This window comes from Endozoicomonas acroporae, from assembly GCF_002864045.1.
Taxonomy (GTDB): Bacteria; Pseudomonadota; Gammaproteobacteria; order Pseudomonadales; family Endozoicomonadaceae; genus Endozoicomonas; species Endozoicomonas acroporae.
Genome location: NZ_PJPV01000027.1, coordinates 1 through 22,042, shown reverse-complemented (window position 1 = coordinate 22,042; position 22,042 = coordinate 1). Strand labels below are relative to the sequence as shown.

Genomic DNA, 22,042 nt, shown 5'->3' with positions numbered 1-22,042 from the left:
TTACCTTTCCCCACCGGTACGACGAACTGGTGTTATGGATGCCTGAGTTGAGACTTTTTTCAGTTCCACAGCCTTTTCAGCTTCGGCAGACTCTTCATCCATCTGACGTCTGAGTTCATCAAGAAAATCCCGGGCCGTTGGCTGTTCCGGGAGCACCGGGGTGTCGAAACCGGGCATCAATGCAATACCCCGGGCCAGCCTGTCCAGCTGGTAAGCACGGATAAGGTCGTACTTCTGGCCACTGATGGCGTTCATGGTCAGATCATCCCGAATAATGGTCGGACGAAGGAAGACCATCAGGTTCTTCTTCACCTTTTTACTGGAGGTCGAACGGAACAGATGACCAAGGACGGGTATATCACCCAGCAGCGGTACTTTGGAAACACTTTCCTGGACGTTTTCATCCAGCAGTCCGCCTATAACAACGGTATCTCCGGTTTTCACCATCACCGATGTTTTTACCTTGCGGGTGGCAAAGGTCACATCAACGGGAGTGCGGCCATTAACGCTGGAGACTTCCTGCTCAATGGTCAGTTTCACGGCATCTCCGGCATTGATCTGCGGCGTGACCGTCAGCTTGACACCCACTTCTTTGCGCTCAATGGTCTGGTATGGGTTATCGTTACCGGAGCTGGGCGTGGAGCCAGTGAGTGTGGGCACTTCATCACCGACAATAAAGGAGGCTTCTTCATTATCCAGGGTCAGCAGGCTTGGCGTCGCCAGCACATTAGACTGGCTGGATGTGGTGACGGCCTGAAGCAGTGCGGTCCAGTCACCGGAGGTGATACTGAAGGCTGCGCCGGAGACTTTTGCCAGTGCTGCGGCAAGGGCGGTGTAATCCCCATCTTTATCCGGGTTTGTGGTGGTGATTAATTGGCCTGTATTGGGATCAGTCGTAACTACGGTTGATCCTTTCTCACCTTCAGCCTCTTTCATCCCCATCAGAATTTCCCCGATAGGAACGCTTGAACCATCCTGAAACTGCATCAGGCTGGTGCCATCGGCATTGGCCAGCTGGAATGACAGGTTAATGCCATCCCCATCCGCCACTTCAACAATAATGGCTTCCACCATCACCTGGGCGCGGCGGATATCCAGCTGCTCAATCACAGATTCCATGGCCTGCATCACATCAGGGCGTGCGGTGACCACCAGCGCGTTGGTCTGCTCATGGACTTCAATGCTGTAATCACCGGATGCGCTTTTACTGCGGTTACCAGAGGCAATCAGCATTTTACCAACGCCGTCCAGTACCTTTTTCAGGTCTTCTGCTTTGGCATAGTGGAGATAGAAGACACGGATATTACCGGTGGACTTACGCTCGGCATCCATCTGCAGCAACAGGCTTTTCATGCGTTGCAGGGTCTGGGTATCGGCAGAGAGAATGATCTGGTTGCTGGCCTCGTTGCTGACAATGACGGGGGGCATACCGTTGGCTTTCTGGCCCTGTCCGGCGTAGATCGACATAAGAATCCGCTCCATCTCACTGGCGGAGGCATGGAACAGCTGGACAATCTGAATATTGCGCATGCCTGCCTGATCAACACGACGAACCACCTCGGCAACGCGCTCAAGATTATTGGCCCGGCCACTGAGAATCAGAATATTCGACGGATCGTAATGTACGACACTGCCTGAATTATCAACCAGTTGTCGGAGAATAGGAGACAACTCACGGACAGGTACATGGTTTACCGGCAGAACCCAGGTGACCATCTCATCGCCACCATGGGCGACCTGTTCGCCCAGCTTTTTACCGGCCACCACCGGGATGGACGAGGTGCGGGCATTTTTGTCCGGTATGATTTTGACCAGGCCATTTTCATCTTCAACCGCTGCGAACCCATGAACGGACAGTACCGACAGAAACATCTGATAGTACTGTTGCCGGTTCAGTTGCTCATAAGCCCGGATAGTCACCTCACCCCGAACGGCGGGATCAATAATGATGGTGCGGTTCAGGTTGGCGCTGACCGTGCGGATAAACTCTTTGATATCCGCCTTGTCAAAACTGGCGGAATACAGGGAATGGGCGGATGCATAACTGCCCGTTCCCATAGAGTTATAGTTCGGTGCAGAAGAACTGCTGGCCAGTACAGCGGGTGATAAAGGCAACGCCAGCGCAAACGGTATGGCTGTTAATAGCGCCTGCGGCCAACGCAGGGATAAAAAACGCGTCCTGGATATCAGTGCACGGATTTCCCCTGCGCACACCGACGATGAAAACATAGCGGTACCTTTGTATATCTTAATAATCAGGAAGACAGGTCAATCTCAAAACGCTGGCCATCCCTCTCAATGGTTAATGAGATCTGAGTCATTGAAGACAGTTGTCCAATGACTTTCATGGCTTCACTGGTGTCTGTCAGGTCATAACCGTTGATAGCAACAGCCATATCGTTGGCTTTAAGGCCAAGCTGAGAAAAATAGTCCGGATATTTGGCCGGATTGACCCGGTATCCCTGTAATTTCCCGTCTCTGCGCACGGGTGAAATGGTCACGATCTCTGCCCAGGAGTCCGGTTTATCCTGAAGCTTTCGGCGAATATCGGCAACAGCACGGCTTTTGGGACGATTTGCTGAGGTTGTTTGAATAGCGGGGCCTTTTCTGGCTTCATCCGGGTACATCAGCAGTGATTCGTACCGCTCACCATTACGAATGATGACCCGGTCAGCGTAAACCCTGTCCACTTTTGCCTGTGTCCCTTTCAGCGTGTCGCCGGGCCGATAGGTGGCATCAGAAGACCCGGAACGAATAATGACCAGAGATTCATCCGGGTTACTGCTGGCAACCAGGCCGGTGATGCGCACCGCCAGGCGTGAAACGGGGACATCTTCCGGAGCGGGAGCCTGCTGCGGGGCGGATGGTTTACCGAACAGCTGCAGGTTTTCCAGCGCAGCAAGCGGATTGTTGTTGGTCGTAGTTCGGGCTGCGGGGATCTGTGCCTTGATACTTTGGACTGTTGAGTGCCCGGTCGGGTTATCTGGCAGAAGCTGCCATGTGATCATGGCCAACTGTCTGGCAAGCAGGATAACCAGAATAACCTGACAGAGTGTTCTGAGGTGATGAAGCCTGAAAAATCCGGAGGACGTCAGTTGGCGGGCAATAACGCTTCCATGGCTAATTATTGTGTTATTCAGTGACGTCACAGCTTGCTCTCGTTTACATCAACTCAGTCCGAGTCGTTTACCAGGTTGTGCTGGTCTTTGGTTGGTTTAATGGTTTGACAATATAACAAAAAAGATTGTCAGCGTCTTTTAGGTATAAAACCTAAGTTTTCTGTTTATTTCTCAACCGTTGATTTTGTTTTAGTTCCTGCAACTGGATATGGATATTTTATAACCTGAACGATTAGCTTTCTCAGCAGTGAAAAAAATTGAACTTATGCACGAACACCCAGTCAATAAAAGTTGTAACTCTGTATGTCAATCAAATAACGTGAATGACAGGAGCGCCGACAACGATGAATCCTTTAGCACCTGACACTCTTGTGTTGGCTCAGACAACATCCCGGGAACATATACAAACGCCAGGACAGGCGACAGACAATGGGAAACTGGAGTTTTACTATGATGCATCCTGGCTTGGCTTTGAAGCAGAAAAGTGCCTGGAGGAGTTGCAAGCAAAAGTTGCTACTACTCAATTACATGCCGCAATTATCAACTATGAATTATTTCAGAATGTTCTTTTGAACAAATACGACCTGTCAGATTGTGCTGTTGATGACAGGTCAAAAAAATTCATCATTAATCTGATGATCGCCGATTTGATCAATGTCCGTATGGCAAATGGGCGAACAGGCATAAAAGCGTCTTACGACCGCAATCAAAGTGTGGGAGATTGTATCAAAAGCCTGGAAAAGCTGGTTACAGAGGGTTGGGACGACGAGTCAGCAAAAAACCTGGCCAGCAATCTCGCATTTGAACGTCGGGATCTGGCGATTACCATGCCAGAAGGATATGTTAACCACCGGGGGATGACGATCAAGGTGGGCACTAAAAAACTCTCATCGTTCAGATGCAGGGCGCGCGACGCCTATATTCGGGAAAACTCAGCATTATTTGCCCACGATGGAGCAGCAGAGAAAATAATCAGTGCCCTGGCGAAGTTTGGCCAGCAAATAGCTAATGCATACGCTCCGGGATTGTTTCCCATGCAACCACAAAAATTCAACCTCGCTAATCAGAAGACCATTATTGAGATTGAGGCTAACAGAATGCTGCCCGGTGATGAGTACGCACTGTGTGCAGAGCGAGACAGACTGCAACAAAGTATGTTCCGGGCCCTGAAGCAAATGACCTCCCCTGACTCCGGGCTGGTCAACATGATATTGACGTCCCCATGGGCTGCCGGTTTTCTGGCTGAGCCTCAAAAAGAGATTCTCAGAAAAAGCTTGACCAAAGAGGATAAAAACCTGCCAATCCCCTGTTATCAGGCATGTCTTTTGTACTACTTGATCAAAAGAGACTCCCATTTCCGGCGGGGGATGATTCAAGCAGGGATTGACCCCAAGGCATTAGAGTCAACAGCAAAGGGATGCATGAATATCCATAATCTGGCAAAAGCCCGGCAGGGTATTGATGGTGCCACAGGACAGTTGCCCACAGAAATAGAGATCAGCAGTGATGCGTTATATGAGGCTCACATGCAAAGCCTGAGTGATGTGAACTGGCTGGCCGCTTTTGTATACTCCACGGAAGCTCGCAATATACGACACTTTCTCCAGAATAAGTTTACTTTTTTACCCTGGACCGATTTCCTCTGCATACTCAACCTGCCGGATTACCTAGAAGCGCTTGGCATTAAGCCGGAATATGCTAATCCACTCGCACGTTGAAGTATAAATGTGCTCTGGATCGGTATCCGGGAGTTTACTATGACGTCTGCTTTCTTCTTCTGCTTAAGTTGACCGTGTTGTTGATTATCAGAGGCGCAGGTTTAATGACCAAAAAGTAAAGTGTGAAGTGGTTTAATGACTTAGGACACCTCGTTAAGCACAATAGTGCAGTTGATGACGAGGTAGAAGGCAATCGCCCGGGTAGTAGGATTAAAGTCACCCAACAGCATGAGGCGATTTATCACCAGGAAAGGGCTGAATAAACCCGACAGGGCTCATGTTTCCCCAAAGACAGGATAGGCCCGAGTTACCAAGCCACTCAGACTGAAGTAGAGAGCCGGAAAGAAGGGGCACACTAAGGATTCCCGTTTGATCCCTTAACAGTCCGGAAGAAAGGGGGGGCGCAAAGGTGGGCGCAGATAAGAATTTAAAGAGATTTGGTGAGTGAGTACTTATCTTGAAAGCGCTGCTATATCTGGTGGGCCCAGAAGGACTTGAACCTTCGACCAACGGATTATGAGTCCGCTGCTCTAACCAACTGAGCTATAGGCCCTGAAGCGGTTGGATTATACGCATAGATTTACTCTGCCGCCAACCCTGTTATCGCCTTTTGACGGTTTTTCCTTACAGGCCCGGCTGATCCTTGCCGACTCTATATAAGATCAGGAATCGGCTGGAAATATTCTGGATGCTATCCCACCTTCTGCCATCCAAATGGGGTCATTGGTTCGTTGCCGTGGTGCTGGCTGGCGACCTGGTGGTGGGTAAAGCGTTGGTGGATAGTGCCCGGGAACTCTATGGTATCGCAGCTGCTGAACGGCTGACCCATTGGCAGAATCTGATGACCTACAGCAGGCAGCTGCCAGAACCCCGGAAGCTGGTTGAAGTGAATGACTTCTTTAACCGTATGCGCTTTGTGCATGATATTGACCACTGGGGGGAAGAGGATTTCTGGGCGACTCCGGTGGAACTGCTGGCCAGTGGCGCGGGTGATTGTGAAGACTTCTCCATTGCCAAGTATTTTACCCTCCGTGAGCTTGGCGTGGCCGATGAGAAGCTGAGGATTACCTATGTAAAGGCGGTTGAGCTTGATCAGGCCCATATGGTGCTCAGTTACTTCGCCGGTCCGGGGGAAGAGCCGTTGATTCTGGACAACCTGGTCAGTGAGATTCGTCCCGCCAGTCATCGCACAGATCTGGTTCCCGTTTATAACTTTAACGGTGACGGACTCTGGCTGTCCCGTCAGCGTGGTGAAGGGGTTCGCCTCGGTGAGTCCAGTAAGATAAAGACCTGGACTGAGCTGCGCCGACGGTTGCAGAAGTCGAACAGTCAGGGACGACTGAATGACGGGAGCAGCTGATGGCTTATCCTGCTTTCCCCGGAACTGAAAACGGACAGGGATGCCACCATGACGCTACTTCGTGAACTGGCACTATCTTTAACTTTGCTGTTGATTCTGTTGTTTGCTGGCAGCTTCGTGCTGTCCGTCAATGATGCCCGTCATTACCTTCAGGAACAGTTGAACTCTCATTCCCAGGATACGGCCACCTCCCTTGGTGTTGCCATTGCTTCCGCCGGGGCTGGCAATATTGCCGGGATGGATTCGATGATTGATGCGGTTTTTGATCGTGGTTACTACCGGCAGATTCGTTTTACCGATATGTCGGGCAACGTGCTGGTCAACAGTGAACACCCCGGAACGCTGGAAGGTGTACCGGACTGGTTTGTGAAACTGATTGACCTGAAAACTACGGCAGTGACCAGCGAGATTAACAGTGGCTGGGTGCCCATGGGGCAGCTTCTGGTAGCCAGTCATCCGGGTTATGCCTACCGCAGTCTCTGGTCCAAGGTGAGCAAAGATGCGCTGCTGTTCGGTGTCGGTTTGATCGTCGCCATGGTCGGATTGAATATGCTGCTGGGTGTGGTTCTCCGGCCTTTAACAAGGATGGAGCAGCAGGCGAACCGAATCTGTGACCGTCATTTTGAGATACAACCCGAGTTACCCAAAACCAGAGATTTACGCAAAGTGGTTCAGGCCATGAACCGGATGGCAGAGAAGCTGGAAAAGGCGTTCTCTGAGCAGGTGGCTCTGACAGAAGAGCTGCGTCGCAAGTCGGTCAAGGATCCATTGACCGGATTACTCAATCGACGGGCCTTTAACCGTCGGATGAAGACCGTGTTAAGTGAAGACATCGGTGAGGCGGGTGCCAGTCTGATCATGATTCAGGTGCGAGGGCTGGAGGTGCTGAACCGGTCTCATGGACAAAAATTTGTTGATGACCTGCTGGTGACCGTCAGCTATTGGCTGGGCAAAACTATGTTGGCCTGGCCCGAAGCTTTTTCTGGCCGCTGGAATGGATCCGGTTTTAGCGTGTGTGTGCCCGCCTGCAATGTCGATGAAATCCGTAAGGTGACGGAACGGTTATTCAAGGTTCTGGTGGCCATGGAGTTTTTCTCGTCACCGGAAGGTAGCAATAACCTGCATATTGCCGCAGTGACTCACCAGGGGCGCTGTTCCCCGGAGTTGCTGCTGGAGCATGGTGATCAGCAGCTGCTGGAACAGGAGGCCCGGGTTAAAAATTGCTGGGATGTGCTGGATATCAGTGGTGAGTCTGGTTATCCGTACATGGGATGGAGTGACACTCAATGGGTCGAAGCGCTGGAAGAGGTGATGGCAAAAGGCCTTATCGAGCTGTATGGCCAGCCCATTGTGGGAGCAGATGGTGAAGTAGCATTTACGGAGGTACTGGCACGGATAACGCTGGATGGTGAAGTGGTGTCTGCCGATGCTTTTATGCCAGTGGTTGAGCGCTATGATCTGTATGGTGCCTTTGATCGTGCGGTATTTTTTGCCCTCACGGATTATATGGATGACCGGGATGACTATCGAACCTATAGCCTGAATATCTCACCTTACTCCCTGATGGATGATGATTTTTATCACTGGTTACTGGATGCCCTCAGACTGCGTCAGGATCTGGCCAGGCGTCTGATTCTGGAAACGGCTGAGCGCTCGCTTATGCTGGTGGGGGAGCGGGTTGCAGAACGGGTGGATACACTGGTGGCAACCGGTTGTCAGTTTTCTATTGATCATTTTGGTGTGTCCAGTCAGGCGCTGACGTTCCTGCAGATGATCAATGCCCATTACCTGAAAGTGGACGGCAGTTTTGCAAGACAGCTGACGTCCAGTTATGAGAATCAACTGTATATAAGAACACTGTCCATGATGGCTGAGTCCCGGGATATGAGTGTTCTCGCCCAGGGCGTTGAACAGGAAGAGGCGTGGGAGGCATTAAAACAGCTGGGTGTTGCTGGTGGTCAGGGATATTATCTGGGGCATCCCGAGTTACTCTGAATTGTTCAACGATGGAGGGAACCTGATCATCATTTTGAGGTCAAACGGCGGAATTTATAGTTAACGTGTGCAGGGGGGATTCTGAAAGCAACCACATCAACCTGCTCCCGCCCAAAGCCTGCCGGGGATCAACAAGCCGGTTCAAGCAGAATTCCTGGCAGCTCCAGAAGTAAATTCAACGGCAAAAAGGTTGCAAACCACCAGTCCCGCACAGGTACCGCCATCACGCTGGATGATGGCAGGCGGATTGAGGATGCCTTTTGGCAGAAAAAACCATTACAAGGGCGTCCAATCAACACCGCTGATGTGCTTACCGCCTATGGAAAGGACAAAACATCTTTTAGAAGCGGCTTCTTCTTGCAGCAACTTTGCTTACAAAACATTCGACATGGCAATAGCAAAGTGACCCCGGACCATGTTGTTCGTGAGCTCAACCGAAGGCCAGGGCGAAATGATAAGTGCCAGATAGCGATAGCACGCTTCAAAGAGGAATGCTGCCTGACGGGCCTCAGGTTGAATGGTCGGCTGGTCACACCAGAGATGGTGATTAAGGATTTCCCGGAGAGTCGTGAAGGCAAGTTGGGGATGGCGCGCTTTAAGGAACACTGTTGCCTGAAGGGCCTGCCCTTGAGAGGCCAGAAGATTGCACCGGATACGGTGGTTAAGGATTTTCAGGCAATCAACGCCACGCTGGAGCTGGCGCGTTTCAAAGCGGAATGTTGTCTGAGGGGGCTGCCGCTGAATGGCCGGCCGGTGACACCGGAGGCGGTGATCAGGGATTTCCCGGACAACCTGATGGGCAAACTGGGATTGGCGCACTTTAAGGAACAATGTTGCCAAAAGGGCCTGGCATTGAATGGCCAGCAGATCACAGCGGATGAAGTGGTTAAGGGTTTCCCGGACAGTCCGCAGGGCCAGCTGGCGCTGGCACGCTTTAAAGCGGATTGTTGCCTGACAGGCAAGATGATGAATGGCCAGCCGGTGACACCGGATGAGGTGGCTAAGGCTTTCCCGGCCAGTCATGAAGGCAAACTGGGTCTGGCGCACTTCAAAGAGACCTGTTGCCTGACAGAGCTGCTGCTGAATGGCCGCCGGGTCAGACCGGAGGCCGTGGTTAAGGGGTTTCAGGCAGTCAACGCAACGCTGAAACTTTCCTACTTCAAAAAGGAATGTTGCCTGAGAGGCCTGACGCTGAATGGCCAGCAGGTTGCGCCGGATGAGGTGGTCAGGGAGTTTCAGGCAGCCAAAGCAACGATGTCGCTGGCGCACTTCAAAATGGAATGTTGCCTGAGAGGCCTGATGTTGCATGGTCAGCAGGTCTTACCGGAGGCGGTGGTTAAGGATTATCGGGCAGCCAACGCACCACTGGGGCTGGCACGCTTTAAGGAAAAATGTTGTCTGCGAGGCCTGGCGTTAAATGGCCAGCAGGTTACGCCGGATGAAGTGGTTAATGATTATCAGGTCGCCAAGGCAGAAGCGGAGCAGGCGCGCTGTAACACCGAGGCTCGCTTGAAGGGGCTGTTGATGAATGATCAGCAGGTCGATTATCAGGCAACCAAAGCGACACTGGAGCTGGCGCGTTTCCAAGCGGAATGTTGCCTGAGAAGGTGGTCGTTGCATGGCCAGCAGGTCATACCGGCGGCAGTGGTTAAGGGTTTTCAGGCCATCAATGCACCTCTGGAGCTGGCGCGCTTCAAAGAGAATTGTTACCTGAAAGCTCTGGCAGTGAATGGTCGGCCGGTCACAACAGAGGAGGTGGTTAAGGGTTACAAGGACGCTAAAGCACCACTGGAGCTGGCACGCTTTAAAGCGGAATGTTGCCTCAGAGGTCTGGCATTGCATGGTCAGCAGGTCACAACGGATGAGGTGGTTAAGGATTTTAAGACTGCGAAAGCACCACTGGATCTGGCGCGCTTCAAAGCAGACTGTTGTCTGCTGGGCCTGCTGTTGCATGGCCAGCTGGTCACACCGGATGAGGTGGCCAGGGATTTCCCGGATAGTCGGGAAGGCAGACTGGGGCTGGGGCGCTTCAAAGCAGACTGTTGCCTGAAAGGCCTGGTGTTGCATGGCCGGAAGGTTACACCGGATGAGGTGGTTAAGAGCTTCCCGGATAGCCCGGAGGGCAGGCTGGCGATAGCACGCTTCATGGAAATGTGTTGCCTGATGGAGCTGCCATTGAATGGCCAGCAGGTCATGCCGGATGCAGTGGTTAAGAGTTTCCCCAGTCGCTCATATGCCAGAATAGGGTTAGCGCGCTTTAAGGAACAGTGTTGCTTTAGAGGTCTGATGTTGCAGGGGCAGCAGGTCGTACCGGATGAGGTGGTCAGTGATTTCCCGAATAATCGGGAGGGAAAACTGGCGCTGGTGCGCTTTCAAGGGGCGTGTTGCCTGAGAGGCCTGGCGTTGAATCGTCGGCAGGTCACACCGGATGCCGTAGTCAAGGATTTTGAACGTGGTGGCTGGTTGCTCGAAAGCGCTATTTTTAAGACCCGACTGGCATTGAATGCAAGAGAATTGAATGGCTCCTACCTGGATAACGCGCAAGTATTGGCAGCGTTTAATGAAGCACCCGGAGATCATTCTTCCAGGCAGGCTGAGTACCTGATGCACAGGTTGAAACAACGTCAGTGGTTCGATGAAACCAACGAGGCTCAGGAGATCATTCAACAGGCCTGGCAAATATTAAACAGCGCACCGGTAAAAGATGAGCAACATCGGCTGCAATGTATCCTGAAATTCATGGCGATGCAGCATGAGTTGTCGATTGATCAGCAGCGAGTGTCAGCAGAAGAGGTACTGCAATCCATGAAAACACTCAGGAACTCATTTAAGAATAAACGCACGCATTTCTTCTTCCTGGCACATTGCTATATCAAGAGACAGCCGGTTGATGGACAAACCATCCGCAGGGATCATGTTCTGGAGTGCCTTCAGGGTTTTCCTGAAAGAAGCAAGTTGCGCCATGCTTTAGGCCACTGGTTTGCACGATTCAGCCCTGAAGCCAATATAATGAATGAATTCCTGTTCAAACAGGAACGGGCCGCAGCCCCAAGGCGCAAGAGTCCCCACAGAACCGCAGTCCCTGCCACTCAGACAGTTGCCACCAGTGCGGCTCAGGCGCCGAAGCAATGGTCCATTGAACCGGGTCTCCTGAACAGGCATCCGCAGTTCAATGCGCTAACACTACAAACACTGGAGATTATTCAGGAAATCAATGGTTCTTATCGCAATCCCCCCATTCTGATTACCGGTTCCTACGCGCGTTTTTTACAGAACCGCTGCTCATCATTCAATGATATTGACATTATCTGTACGGCAGCAGAGCCTGCCAGGACACTGTTTGACCGGCTGCAGGCACTTAACAGCGACAAAGCCTCGGAAATTCCCAAAAACATCGTCATCTGGGACGTTCCGGGATGTCCGGAGATTCAACTGCCAAAGGCCTACAATATTCATCTGAAAGACGGTGATTTGGGTATGAAAGCAATGGGGGTTCAGGTCAGTATTGATGCGAGAGTCACCGATGGCAATACCTCACGATGCGCCGTTCAGGTTCCTGGCGTTGAGCGGCAGGTATGGTGTCTGTCGTTTGCCGAAGAAACCCGATTACTGAACAGCACGCTGGAATATCTCGCGAAAAATCTTGACCCACTGACCAGACAATTGCAAAAGGGAGAGGTATTTTACCTGCCCCGAACCATTCTTTTTAACACTCCCCAAAACCCCGGGGAATATATTTATGGTTTGCTGATGCGCGCTCTGCTAACTCTGCATAAAGCCAGGCAGTTTATTGATCTGCACTCTGAAGGCAAACCCGGAACACCGATCCAGACTAACCTGCTGCAAGAACAACGACAACGGCTGTATATGCTGACGGCCAATCTGCAAACAAAATTGTCTGGCCATGTTTGTCGCAGTGATTTTGAGCACAGAGTGAACAACTGGCTATCAACCACCCATCATGTTAATGAATACGAGTTCAAAAGAAGGGACTTTATTACGGCACTGCTGGCGATGATGCAGTCAGAATAAGAATGGCGTGAACCTGATCATCATTTTGAGGTCAAACCGCAGTATTTATAGTCAAAGTGTGCAGGGCTCTATTCTGAACGCAACCTCATCAACCTGCTCCTACCCAAAGCCTGCCGGTCGGGTGGGCCAACAAGCCCATTCAAGCGGAATCCGTGACCGCGAAGGAAGTTCATTTAATAGCAAAAAAGTCTTAAACCATCCGTCTTATAGAGATAGAGCTACCACTCTGGATAAAGGCAAATGTATGGAGGATGCCTTTTGGCAAAAAAAACTATTACAAGGACGTCAAGTCACCTCGGCTGCGGTGCTCTGCACCTATGGGAATGAAACAACATCTCTGAGAAGCGGCTTCTTCCTGCAAAAGCTCTGCCTGCAAAACATCTTGCATGGCACCAGAAAAGTGACCGCAGACCAGGTTATTCAGGAATTCAACCGGCTGCCGGATCGGAATAATAAGTACAAATTAGCGATAGCGCGTTTCAAAGCCGAATGTTGCCTGAGAGGTCTGGTGTGGAAAGGCCAGAAGGTGACACCGGATGCGGTGGTCAGGGATTTTGAGGCGATCAAAGTAACGCTGGAGCTGGCACGTTTCAAAGCGGAATGTTGCCTGAGAAGTTTGCCGCTGAAAGGTCGGAAGGTCATACCGGATGGGGTGGTTAAGGAGTACCCGGATACTCCGGAAGGCAAACTGGGATTAGCGCGTTTCAAAGCGGAATGTTGCCTGAGGCGCCTGCCATTGAAGGGCCAACAGATCACACCGGATGAGGTGGTTAAGGAGTACCCGGATACTCCGGAAGGCAAACTGGGATTAGCGCGCTTCAAAGCGGCATGCTGCCTGAGGGGGCTGTTATTGAATGGCCGACCAATCAATGCAGATTTACTGGTTAAGGATTATCAGGCAATCAAGGCAACACTGGAACTGGCACGTTTCAGAGCGGAATGTTGTCTGAAGGGGGTGCCGTTGAATGGCCAGCTGGTCATACCGGATGCGGTGGTCAAGGGCTATCAGGCCGTCGGGGCAACACTGGAACTGGCACACTTCAAAGTGGAATGTTGCCTGAGGAGCATGCCATTGAATGGCCGACAGGTGACACCGGAGGAGGTGGTCAGGGATTTGCAGTCCACCAAAACAACCCTTGAGCTGGCGCGCTTTAAAGAACAATGTTGCCTGAGGGGGATTTTGCTGCATGGTCGGCAGGTGACACCGGATTCTGTGTTCAGGGAGTTTCCGGATACTCCGGAAGGCAGGCTGGGGATAGCGCGCTTTAAACAGGAATGTTGCCTGAAAGGGCTGGTGTTGCACGACCAGCCGGTCACGCCGGAGGCGGTGTTGAATAGCTTCCCGGACAGTTCAGAAGGCAAGCTGGGGATAGCGCGCTTTAAACAGGAATGTTGCTTCAGGGGTATGCGGTTACATGGCCAGCCGGTCACACCCGAAGAGGTGGTTAAGATTTTTCCGGGTAATCCGGAAGGCATACTGGCGATAGTGCGCTTCAAAGTGAAATGCTGCCTGAGGGGCTTGTCGTTGTATGGCCAGCAGATCACACCGGATGCAGTGCTGACGAATTTTCCGGATAGTCCGGAAGGCAAACTGGGGATAGCGCGCTTTAAGGAGCAATGTTGCCTGAAGGGGCTGCTGTCCAATGGCAAGCAGTTCACCCCGGATGCGGTGGCCAGGGATTTTCGGGCCGCCAAAGCACCACTGGAGCTGGCACACTTTAAAGAACAATGTTGCCTGAGGGGGCTGACGTTATATGGTCGGAAGGTCTCACCGGATGAAGTGCTCAGGGATTTCCCGGAGAGTCCGGAAGGCAGACTGGGAGCCGTGCACTTCAAGCAACAATGTTGTCTGAGGAGTTTGCCGTTGGATGGCCAGCAGGTCACACCGGATGAAGTAGTCAAGGGTTTCCCGAATAGCCCGGAAGGCAAAGTGGCGATAGCGCGCTTCAAGGCGGAGTGTTGCCTGATGGGCCTGAGGTTGAATGGTCGGCAGGTCACACCGGATGAGCTGGTTAACGATTTTCAGGCAGCCAGAGCACCACTGGCGCTGGCTCGCTTTAAAGCCGAATGTTGCCTGAGGGGGCTGCTGTTGCATGGTCAGCAGGTCACACCGGAAGAGGTGGTTAAGGATTATGAACGCTGTGGCGGGTTGCTCGAAGTTGCTATTTTTTATTCTCAGCTGGCATTGAATGCCAGGCAATTGAATGGCAACTATCTGGACAACAAGGATGTATTGGCAGCGTTTAATCAAGTTCCCGGGGATCATTCCTCAAGGCAAACCAGGTATCTGATGCAAAGGCTGCAGCAAACTCAGCAGTGCGATGATATCAATGAAGCTCAGGGTATACTGCAAGAGGCCTTGCAAATACTAAACAACGTACCAGTTAAAGATGAACAACACCGACTGCAATGTCTCTTGAAATTTATGGCCATGCAGCAAGAATTGACCATTGATCATCAGGGCGTTTCGGCAGAACAGGTACTGGAATCCATCAATGCACTGAGGAGTTCATTTCAGAACTCACGCCTGCATTTTTTCTTTATGGCACACTGCTACATCACCAGGCAGCCTATTGATGGACAGGAAATCCATCAATACCAGGTACTGGAATGCCTTCAGAGTTTTCCTGAAGGAAGTAAGCTGCGCCATGCTTTAGGCTGCTGGTTTGAAGAGTGCAGCTCCGAGGCTTTGGTAATGGATGGTTTACTGTTACGGGAAAATGCCGTGGACTCATGGTGGAACAGTGACAGCTTTAATGGATACGAAGCTTCAGCCAGTCAACAAAAGGCTTCTGTTGTCGTCAGTTGCCAGTACTCCGTATCGAAACAACAGGGTACATACAACCCCCGGTCTGGCAGTTTGCCCCGGGATGCAGCAGAAAGTACGTTTACCACCGGGGCAATGACCGCCAGCGTGGCGCAAACTCTCTGGCAATGGTCAGGCAGACCGGTTTTCTCGCACAAGCCGGTTATGCGGTTAAATGCCCTAACATTGAAAACACTGGAGATTATTCAGGAAATCAATGTTTCCTGTACGCATCCCCCCATTCTGATTACCGGCTCTTATGCCCGTTTTTTACAGAACATCTGCCAGGTATTTAATGATATTGACATTATCTGTACGACAGAAAAAACGGCCAGACTGCTTTTTGATAAGCTGCAGACGCTGAACATCGAGCGGGGCTCTGAAATTCTCAAGAGTATCATCATCTCGCCAATCCGGGGATGTCAGGAGATTAAACTGCCAAGCGCCTACAATATCCATCTTAAAGACGGGGATTTTGGGATAAAAGTCATGGGGCTTCAGGCCAGTATTGATGACAGGGTAGTCTATGGAAATGCCGCACTATTAGCCGTTCACGTCCCTGGTGTTGAGAGGCCGGTGTGGTGTTTGTCGTTTGCTGAGGAAACCAGATTACTGAACGATACGCTGGAATACCTCGCTGAGAACCTGGACCCGCTGACTGAGCAATTGCAAAACGGGCCGGTATTTGACGTACCTCGAACCCTTCTGTTTAACAGCCCCCAAAATACCGAGGAACGTATTTATGGCTTGCTGTTTCGCTGCCTGCTTACCCTGAATAAAGCCAGGCAGTTTATCGCTCTGCACTCTGAAGACAATCCCGACAGCCGGAGTCATCAGCTGCAAAAAGAGCAACAACGCCTTTATGCATTGACTGAGAACCTGCACATGAAATTGGTCCGCCATATTTGTTTTCATGATTTTGAACACCGGGTTAACGACTGGCTGGCAACAACTCATTATGTGAGTGATTACCAGATCAAGAGAAAGGCGTTTGTTAAAACACTGTTTGCCATGATGCGCCCTGGAGAAGATCGGGTGAACTCAACGTGAATTTTTATCACTGCACTCGCAACAAAACCCCAACAGGCTCTAACAGAAACTCGCACAACCACAATTATTAGAGGATAATGGCCGCTTGGAAGCGCATCCATATTGGAACGCCATATTCAGGATAAGTGTCTGAGCGGTGACGAACGGGGAAATTATGGCGCTGGAAAAGATGAAATCGGCTTTTCAGTCGGGTATGCAGAAAATGTCGGGTCTTATCTATGGTAAAGCCCTGGCCGTCGGCACTGGCGTATTGATTCTGTTTCTATCACTTGTTGGCTGGTACTGGAGTCAGGAGCCAGACCTGTTCTCAGTAAAGGCCAATGCCGAAAAGCTGGCCACTGATAATGCTCAGGCTGTCGTCACTGGTTATACCACAACAGCAACACTCTATACCCTGGCGAATACGCTGCTGAATAAGCCGGGTGGTTTCCTGCGCAATGACATTATGCCACCGGGCGTACTGATGGATAATATGCCCAATTGGGAAGTGGGTGTTCTGATTCAGGTGCGTGATATGGCCCGGGCCCTGCGCAAGGACTTCAGTCGTTCCCAGTCGCAGTCAAGGGAAGACCAGGATCTTGCGGTGGCCGAGCCGCAGTTTAATTTTGATGCCAGAAGCTGGATTCTGCCTTCCAGTGAGCGGGAATACCAGAGGGGCATTGATAAGCTGAACAGCTATATGACCCGTTTGTCCGATCCCAATGACTCGGCGCAGTTTTATGCCCGGGCCGATAATCTGACCCGCTGGCTGGGGGATGTAGAAACGCGCCTCGGCAGCCTTTCCCAACGTCTGAGTGCCAGTGTTGGTAAACCCCGTTTGAATACCGACCTTTCCGGCGCGGAGGCTCAATCCACCGACAGTGCTGTATTGATTGATGTAAAAACACCCTGGTCACAGATTGATGATGTTTTCTATGAGGCCCGAGGTACTTCCTGGGCTCTGATACATCTTCTCAGGGCGATAGAAGTGGACTTTGCTGACGTTCTGGACAAGAAAAATGCCACGGTCAGTGTCCGACAGATTATCCGCGAGCTGGAGGCGACCCAGGATGCGGTTTGGAGCCCGATGATACTGAACGGTTCCGGTTTTGGCTTGCTGGCTAACCACTCTCTGGTGATGGCTAATTATGTCTCCCGTGCGAATGCGGCGATTATTGATCTGCGGCGTTTACTGGAACAAGGTTAATGATGGGGGAATTCAATCCCCCCTGCTTTTGCTTCAATTCTGAATCCATCGCTTAGTGGTATCAAACAGCTTTACGGTCATATCAGTGACAGGCTTATAGGGTTTGGTCGCCTGGTAAGTGGCGTGGCAAATGTTTTCATACACATGAATGGAGAGCTGTTTTCCCGGAATAGTCACCGTTTCAACAATAAAAAGCACGGCACTGGCTATCGCCGGAAATATTGAGCCCTTAAGCGTTTTTGGCAAGGTCTCATAGGGCAGAGCCAGCCATTTAAAGACTTTTTGTGCATGACTGACGGTGTATTCTTTAAATGATTTTTCTGCCGGGCAGGGTCTGATACTTGCTTTTATTGCAGCAGCTACCCCCGTCATCGCCCCGGTAAGCGCTCCAATGCCGGTAATGGTCATTACTGTAACGTAATAACCGGCAAAAATGCCCGCATGCAATAAAGTAGTGCAGACTCTCAGTGGGGTGCACAGAGCCCCGGGAACTTTTGACAGCAACCATTTACCATGACGTTTTACCCTGGACATAAATGTTTCTGTTTTTTCGATAACCTCACAGGTTCTAACGGCTAGCCCATCACTTTTTCCTGAAGGTGCGTTACTTTGAGAGCAAGCTTCAGTGGTGGTATTCGAGCGCTCTTCGGATGGTTCTTTGTTGTGATAGACATGCTCAGGAGGGGGGTTGTGAGCAAAGAGAGTGCTGTTTATAGATGGGTTCATCGGGCATACCAGGTGGTTAATTCGACTATGTTTTGAGTGTTCTGCCGGTTCTGCTCAATGACCAGCTTCTTTTATAACTGATTGATTTTAAAATCGATGGTTAGTTGCTGGCTTAGTGTTCTGTTAGGCTTTATGTTCTTAGACGCAATATTAGTAATATGGTTCAAAATTTATGTCTGTTATTTCCTCAAGGCTTGGACAGCAACTGGCTTTTATCAAGGAGCTGGATAAACTCAAGGCGGTTTATCGAAAAACCATGGTAAAGCCTGATAACAGTCGACAGGAGAACAGTGCCGAACATAGCTGGCATATTGCGGTGCAGGCGATGACCCTGCAAGAGTACGCTGAAGAGCCGGTTGATATTAGCCGGGTGATCAAGATGCTGCTGCTTCACGATATTGTGGAAATTGATGCCGGAGATACATTTGCGTTTGCCGGGACTACCGAGCTGGCTGGTCAGTCAATTAAAGAAATGGCGGCGGCAGAGCGCCTGTTCGGGCTATTGCCACAGGAACAGGCCGATGAGTTCAGGGCGCTCTGGCTTGAATTTGAGCAGGTACACAGCCCGGATGCCCGCTTCGCCAAAGCCATGGACTGCCTGTTACCGGTGATCCAGAATATGGACAGCGAGGGTGGCACTTGGGCAAAGTATCAGGTTACCCGCAGTCAGGTGTTGAGACGGAATCAGTATCTGGAGCACCTGGCCCCCAAACTGTGGTGTTATGTTCTTGAACAGATTGATCACTCTGTCCGTAATGGCTGGCTTCAGGATTGTTGATCTGACCCTGTTAAAAAGGTATTTACCGACTGACGAAGTGCAACAAAAGTGACATACTGCCGCGCTTTCCTGCTTTAGCAAGTTAACTATGCAATCGTCCTTCACCAGCAACTACCTTCCCAAAAACCGCTTCAAGACAGGCCTGGGGCACTTTGTCCTGTGGTTACTTGGCGGATGGAAAATTGAGGGAAACCTGCCGGAACACCTCAATAAATACGTGATCATCGTCGCCCATCACACATCAAACTGGGATTTTGTTATCGGCGTTGCGGTTAAGCTGGTAACCCGTATACGTGTCCGGTTTTTTGCCAAGCACTCGCTGTTTTTCTGGCCCCTGAGTGTGTTGATGCATCGGCTTGGCGGTATTCCCATAGAGCGTGATAAATCCATCAACCGGGTTGATCAGGCCATCGCAGAGATCAACAGCAGTGACCACTTCGTGCTGGCTATTGCACCTGAGGGCACCCGGTCAAAGGTGCAAAAGTGGAAAACCGGTTTTTATCATATAGCGAATGGTGCCAACGTTCCGGTTGTACCCATTGCCTTCGACTTTCAGCAGCGAAAGGTCATTATGGGCGCACCTATGTCCATGTCCGGAGATATTCCCTCTGACTTTGCCAGAATGCATGAGTTCTTTCTCTCTCATCCGGGCAAGCATCCTGAGCTTGGCTGTGATGGACCCTTTGAAACGCCTGATATATACAACAAATAATGTCCGGGCGGTTTGTCTGACAGGTGGTCACTTTTCTTTCCGTGGTGAGTCCGATAGAGTGAAACAGCAATAAAAAGACAAGAAAGGACTCCCATGCCTCTGATTCAGTTTGTTACTCACGACGGCAACCAGTATGAAGCCGACATCGACTCAGGTAGTACTTTGATGCAGGGTGCCGTTGATAACATGATCGATGGCATCCTCGCAGAGTGTGGTGGTGCCTGCTCCTGTGCCACCTGCCACTGTTATATTGATGAAGGGTGGATTGAGATGGTCGGACCGGCTGAAGGCATGGAGCAGGAAATGCTGGATGTTGTCCGTGAGCCGAGAGAAACCAGCAGGCTGAGCTGCCAGGTTGTCGTCACTGATGAGATGGACGGCATGGTGGTTCATTTGCCTGAGTCTCAATATTAAATTCCTCTATTACATCGATCAGGAAGTGGGCAAATTGATGAGTGGTATGCCAGAGCCTGTTGTTTCTTAACAACCCGACGTAGTATAAAGAGCGTTCACGGGGCGTTCTGGTCACATGGGAAATTGAGAACGCCCCGGCTATCCGGGCAGCTGTGCAAACAGTTGCCTGCACAACAGGCCAAAAAATATGGTTTAATAGGCAAGCTGATTCAGCACCTTCCTCTAATTCACCGTTCTCAACCAGAAGCACTCAACGTGACCTTTGCATTCCAGCACTTCAAACACGCTACCTCCGGTTTTTCCAAGTCAGTCACCGGCAACGTTTTCAGGTTTATTCCTCTTCTGTGCTCTCTGTTATTCAGTGGTTGCGGGCTATTGACCAAAGCGTCGGAACGACAGCCGGTCACATTCAGTGAGCTGGAGGGCTGGAGCCAGCAACAGGCCATTGCCGTAAGACCGGCATTGCTGAACAGTTGCCAGCACCTGAACCGTTCGGTGCTGACCGACAACAGCCCCTGGGGCAACTACCAGCAATGGCAATTGCTGTGTAAGGAGCTGATGCAAACCCCCGACCGTCAACTGAAAACCTTTTTTGAGCAAAACTTTACGCCTGTCCAGCTCTCTCCCCAGAAACAAGGCCTGTTTACCGCTTATTACTCCCCGGTTATTCCCGGCAGTCTGAAACCGTCGGAAGATTACCCAATCCCGTTACTGAAACTGCCCCACGATCTGGTCAAGGTTCGCCTGGCTGACTTTGGACTCAGTGGCCCGGGATTGGTGGGGCGGGTTGAGAAAGGCTTCCTGAAACCCTATGGCAGTCGGGCAGAAATCAATCAACAGACAGCGAAAGCCAGCGATGTGCTCCTGTGGCTGAGCAGCCCTGTTGATAAGTTCTTTCTGCAGATTCAAGGGTCCGGGAATGTGGAACTGCCTGACGGTAACATTATTCATGTTGGCTACGCCGGTAATAATGGCCACAACTACGTGGCCATTGGGAGGATACTGAAACAGCAAGGGGAGCTTGAAGAAGTATCCATGCAAACCATCCAGTCATGGCTGGAAAACCATCCGGACCAACGGGAATGGCTGCTCAACCAGAACCCTCGCTATATCTTTTTCAGTTTTTCTGAGGAAGGTGCCATCACCGCTCAGGGTGTGCCTGCTGCCCCGAAAAGAACACTGGCTGTGGATCCATCTTATATCCCCCTTGGCCTGCCGGTATGGCTCGATACCCGCCTCACCGCCACCGGAGAGAAATTCCAGCAGCTGATGGTTGCCCAGGATACCGGCAGTGCCATAAAGGGTCCCGTCCGGGGAGATATCTATATGGGCGCTGGCAACGATGCAGCCTTGATTGCCGGGCCACAGCAGGAGCCTGGCAAGCTATATGTGTTGATTCCCCGATAACCTGCTTTTCTTGATAAATCTGCCTGGACTGAATAATTCCGGGTTAGTGGCATCACAGAACTGGATGAAACTTTCTTCCGTGAATCCTTCAAAGGTCAGAAAAAAGGTCTTCCAAGAGCTGCCAGGAAACGGGGTAATGAGAAGAAGACAGAGTGTCGACAAATCCTCTGGAATACGGATTATAGAAGGTGTTTTTCACCTGCAACGTGTGAATGCATATCACAGCCCTTGTAGGAACTCTTCCATCCAGTCATCGTTGTTGACCAGTTCTGACTCTGTCGCCAATGAATCCAATGTCGCCAATGAGTCCAAATCCCATTCCACTATTTCATCAAGCCCAAGTGGGTCTCTTCTCCTTTTCTCGCTGGCTTCAGTCCATTCTTTCCGTGTTTCTGAATCCACTGCGTAGCTCATTTTGCAGATAGCAGTGCTTAATTCAACATAAGTCATTTGGCTTCGGTGGGGTTCCAGCAGTTCAAGTTCTGCATGTCCCAATTCGCGAAAACGATCCAGAGCTTCCATTGCCGCGTCAAAGTTAGATAGCGGCCCTTGAATGCGACTGTTGGCAACCTGGTTCCCTTGAGTTGGTACGCTTGCCCTTGCTGGAAGTCCTTGCTGAGGGCTTGATGTTACTACTGGCGTTTTTGCTGCCTCAATCTGTTCCAACTTTGCAACCACCGCTTTCTTAACGAGGTCTGGAACAATGCCATCTTTATCATCTTTGATAACCGGGCTGAGT

Annotated in this window: 14 protein-coding genes, 1 tRNA gene and 1 pseudogene; 11 read left to right on the top strand and 5 right to left on the bottom strand. The window is 50.9% G+C overall.

Annotated elements, in window-relative coordinates:
- Both gspD and gspC read right to left on the bottom strand, forming a co-directional pair.
- The gene (gene gspD / locus CX664_RS05145) at positions 1-2,229 is read right to left on the bottom strand and encodes a type II secretion system secretin GspD (RefSeq protein WP_101745707.1); all 2,229 of its coding nucleotides are present in this window, start codon (positions 2,227-2,229) and stop codon (positions 1-3) included.
- 26 nt (positions 2,230-2,255) lie between these two features.
- Positions 2,256-3,149, bottom strand: coding sequence for a type II secretion system protein GspC (gene gspC, locus CX664_RS05140; protein WP_101745706.1), 894 nt, complete (start codon positions 3,147-3,149; stop codon positions 2,256-2,258).
- 314 nt (positions 3,150-3,463) lie between these two features.
- Between gspC and CX664_RS05135 the strand changes: the two genes are divergently transcribed.
- Entirely contained in the window at positions 3,464-4,837 is a 1,374-nt protein-coding gene (locus tag CX664_RS05135; RefSeq protein ID WP_101745705.1) for a hypothetical protein, read from the top strand.
- Between the two features lie 476 nt (positions 4,838-5,313).
- On the opposite strand, the gene CX664_RS05130 is transcribed toward CX664_RS05135, so the two are convergent.
- Positions 5,314-5,390 (bottom strand) — tRNA-Ile (locus CX664_RS05130).
- A 135-nt stretch (positions 5,391-5,525) separates the two neighbouring features.
- Here CX664_RS05130 and CX664_RS05125 point away from each other — a divergent pair.
- The 5 genes from CX664_RS05125 to CX664_RS05105 all read left to right on the top strand — a co-directional run bounded on the left by CX664_RS05125 (position 5,526) and on the right by CX664_RS05105 (position 17,266).
- Complete coding sequence (locus tag CX664_RS05125) at positions 5,526-6,197, top strand: transglutaminase-like cysteine peptidase (RefSeq protein WP_101745704.1); 672 nt, start codon at positions 5,526-5,528, stop codon at positions 6,195-6,197.
- 48 nt (positions 6,198-6,245) lie between these two features.
- Positions 6,246-8,192, top strand: a complete 1,947-nt coding sequence (locus CX664_RS05120; protein WP_101745703.1) for a bifunctional diguanylate cyclase/phosphodiesterase — start codon at positions 6,246-6,248, stop codon at positions 8,190-8,192.
- Between the two features lie 357 nt (positions 8,193-8,549).
- Positions 8,550-12,224 (top strand): hypothetical protein, encoded by a 3,675-nt coding sequence (locus CX664_RS05115; RefSeq protein ID WP_180966379.1) that lies wholly within the window; start codon positions 8,550-8,552, stop codon positions 12,222-12,224.
- Between the two features lie 244 nt (positions 12,225-12,468).
- On the top strand, positions 12,469-16,080 hold the full coding sequence (locus CX664_RS05110; protein ID WP_145999833.1) for a hypothetical protein: 3,612 nt from the start codon (positions 12,469-12,471) through the stop codon (positions 16,078-16,080).
- A gap of 154 nt (positions 16,081-16,234) precedes the next feature.
- Positions 16,235-17,266: a DUF2333 family protein gene (locus tag CX664_RS05105; protein ID WP_101745700.1), complete on the top strand. Its 1,032-nt coding sequence runs from the start codon at positions 16,235-16,237 to the stop codon at positions 17,264-17,266.
- Between the two features lie 33 nt (positions 17,267-17,299).
- Here the strand turns inward: CX664_RS05105 and CX664_RS05100 are convergent, their stop codons facing one another.
- Complete coding sequence (locus CX664_RS05100) at positions 17,300-17,992, bottom strand: hypothetical protein (RefSeq protein ID WP_101745699.1); 693 nt, start codon at positions 17,990-17,992, stop codon at positions 17,300-17,302.
- 172 nt (positions 17,993-18,164) lie between these two features.
- On the opposite strand from CX664_RS05100, the gene CX664_RS05095 reads away from it, so the two are divergent.
- From CX664_RS05095 to CX664_RS27355, 5 genes and pseudogenes are all read left to right on the top strand, one after another.
- Positions 18,165-18,770, top strand: a complete 606-nt coding sequence (locus CX664_RS05095) for an HD domain-containing protein (protein WP_101745698.1) — start codon at positions 18,165-18,167, stop codon at positions 18,768-18,770.
- Positions 18,771-18,858: 88 nt separating this feature from the next.
- Entirely contained in the window at positions 18,859-19,482 is a 624-nt protein-coding gene (locus CX664_RS05090; RefSeq protein WP_101745697.1) for a 1-acyl-sn-glycerol-3-phosphate acyltransferase, read from the top strand.
- A 93-nt stretch (positions 19,483-19,575) separates the two neighbouring features.
- A complete protein-coding gene (locus CX664_RS05085; protein ID WP_101745696.1) occupies positions 19,576-19,896 on the top strand; it encodes a 2Fe-2S iron-sulfur cluster-binding protein in 321 nt (106 codons plus the stop codon).
- Positions 19,897-20,151: 255 nt separating this feature from the next.
- Positions 20,152-21,303 carry a murein transglycosylase A gene (mltA, locus tag CX664_RS05080; protein ID WP_163372393.1) on the top strand — a complete coding sequence of 384 codons (1,152 nt, stop codon included), beginning with the start codon at positions 20,152-20,154 and terminating at the stop codon, positions 21,301-21,303.
- 39 nt (positions 21,304-21,342) lie between these two features.
- Positions 21,343-21,453: pseudogene (locus tag CX664_RS27355) on the top strand (IS1595-like element ISEnu2 family transposase); the annotation flags it as partial.
- Between the two features lie 69 nt (positions 21,454-21,522).
- Here CX664_RS27355 and CX664_RS26210 read toward each other — a convergent pair.
- A partial coding sequence (locus tag CX664_RS26210) for a hypothetical protein (RefSeq protein ID WP_180966378.1) occupies positions 21,523-22,042 on the bottom strand: 520 nt, incomplete at its 5' end.

What these genes read in the sequence shown, in the direction of transcription:
- gspD (WP_101745707.1), bottom strand. Translation starts at nt 2,229, where the DNA reads ATGTTTTCATCGTCGGTGTGCGCAGGGGAAATCCGTGCACTGATATCC.
- CX664_RS05135 (WP_101745705.1), top strand. Translation starts at nt 3,464, where the DNA reads ATGAATCCTTTAGCACCTGACACTCTTGTGTTGGCTCAGACAACATCC.
- CX664_RS05125 (WP_101745704.1), top strand. Translation starts at nt 5,526, where the DNA reads ATGCTATCCCACCTTCTGCCATCCAAATGGGGTCATTGGTTCGTTGCC.
- CX664_RS05120 (WP_101745703.1), top strand. Translation starts at nt 6,246, where the DNA reads ATGACGCTACTTCGTGAACTGGCACTATCTTTAACTTTGCTGTTGATT.
- CX664_RS05110 (WP_145999833.1), top strand. Translation starts at nt 12,469, where the DNA reads ATGGAGGATGCCTTTTGGCAAAAAAAACTATTACAAGGACGTCAAGTC.
- CX664_RS05105 (WP_101745700.1), top strand. Translation starts at nt 16,235, where the DNA reads ATGGCGCTGGAAAAGATGAAATCGGCTTTTCAGTCGGGTATGCAGAAA.
- CX664_RS05100 (WP_101745699.1), bottom strand. Translation starts at nt 17,992, where the DNA reads ATGAACCCATCTATAAACAGCACTCTCTTTGCTCACAACCCCCCTCCT.
- CX664_RS05095 (WP_101745698.1), top strand. Translation starts at nt 18,165, where the DNA reads ATGTCTGTTATTTCCTCAAGGCTTGGACAGCAACTGGCTTTTATCAAG.
- CX664_RS05090 (WP_101745697.1), top strand. Translation starts at nt 18,859, where the DNA reads ATGCAATCGTCCTTCACCAGCAACTACCTTCCCAAAAACCGCTTCAAG.
- CX664_RS05085 (WP_101745696.1), top strand. Translation starts at nt 19,576, where the DNA reads ATGCCTCTGATTCAGTTTGTTACTCACGACGGCAACCAGTATGAAGCC.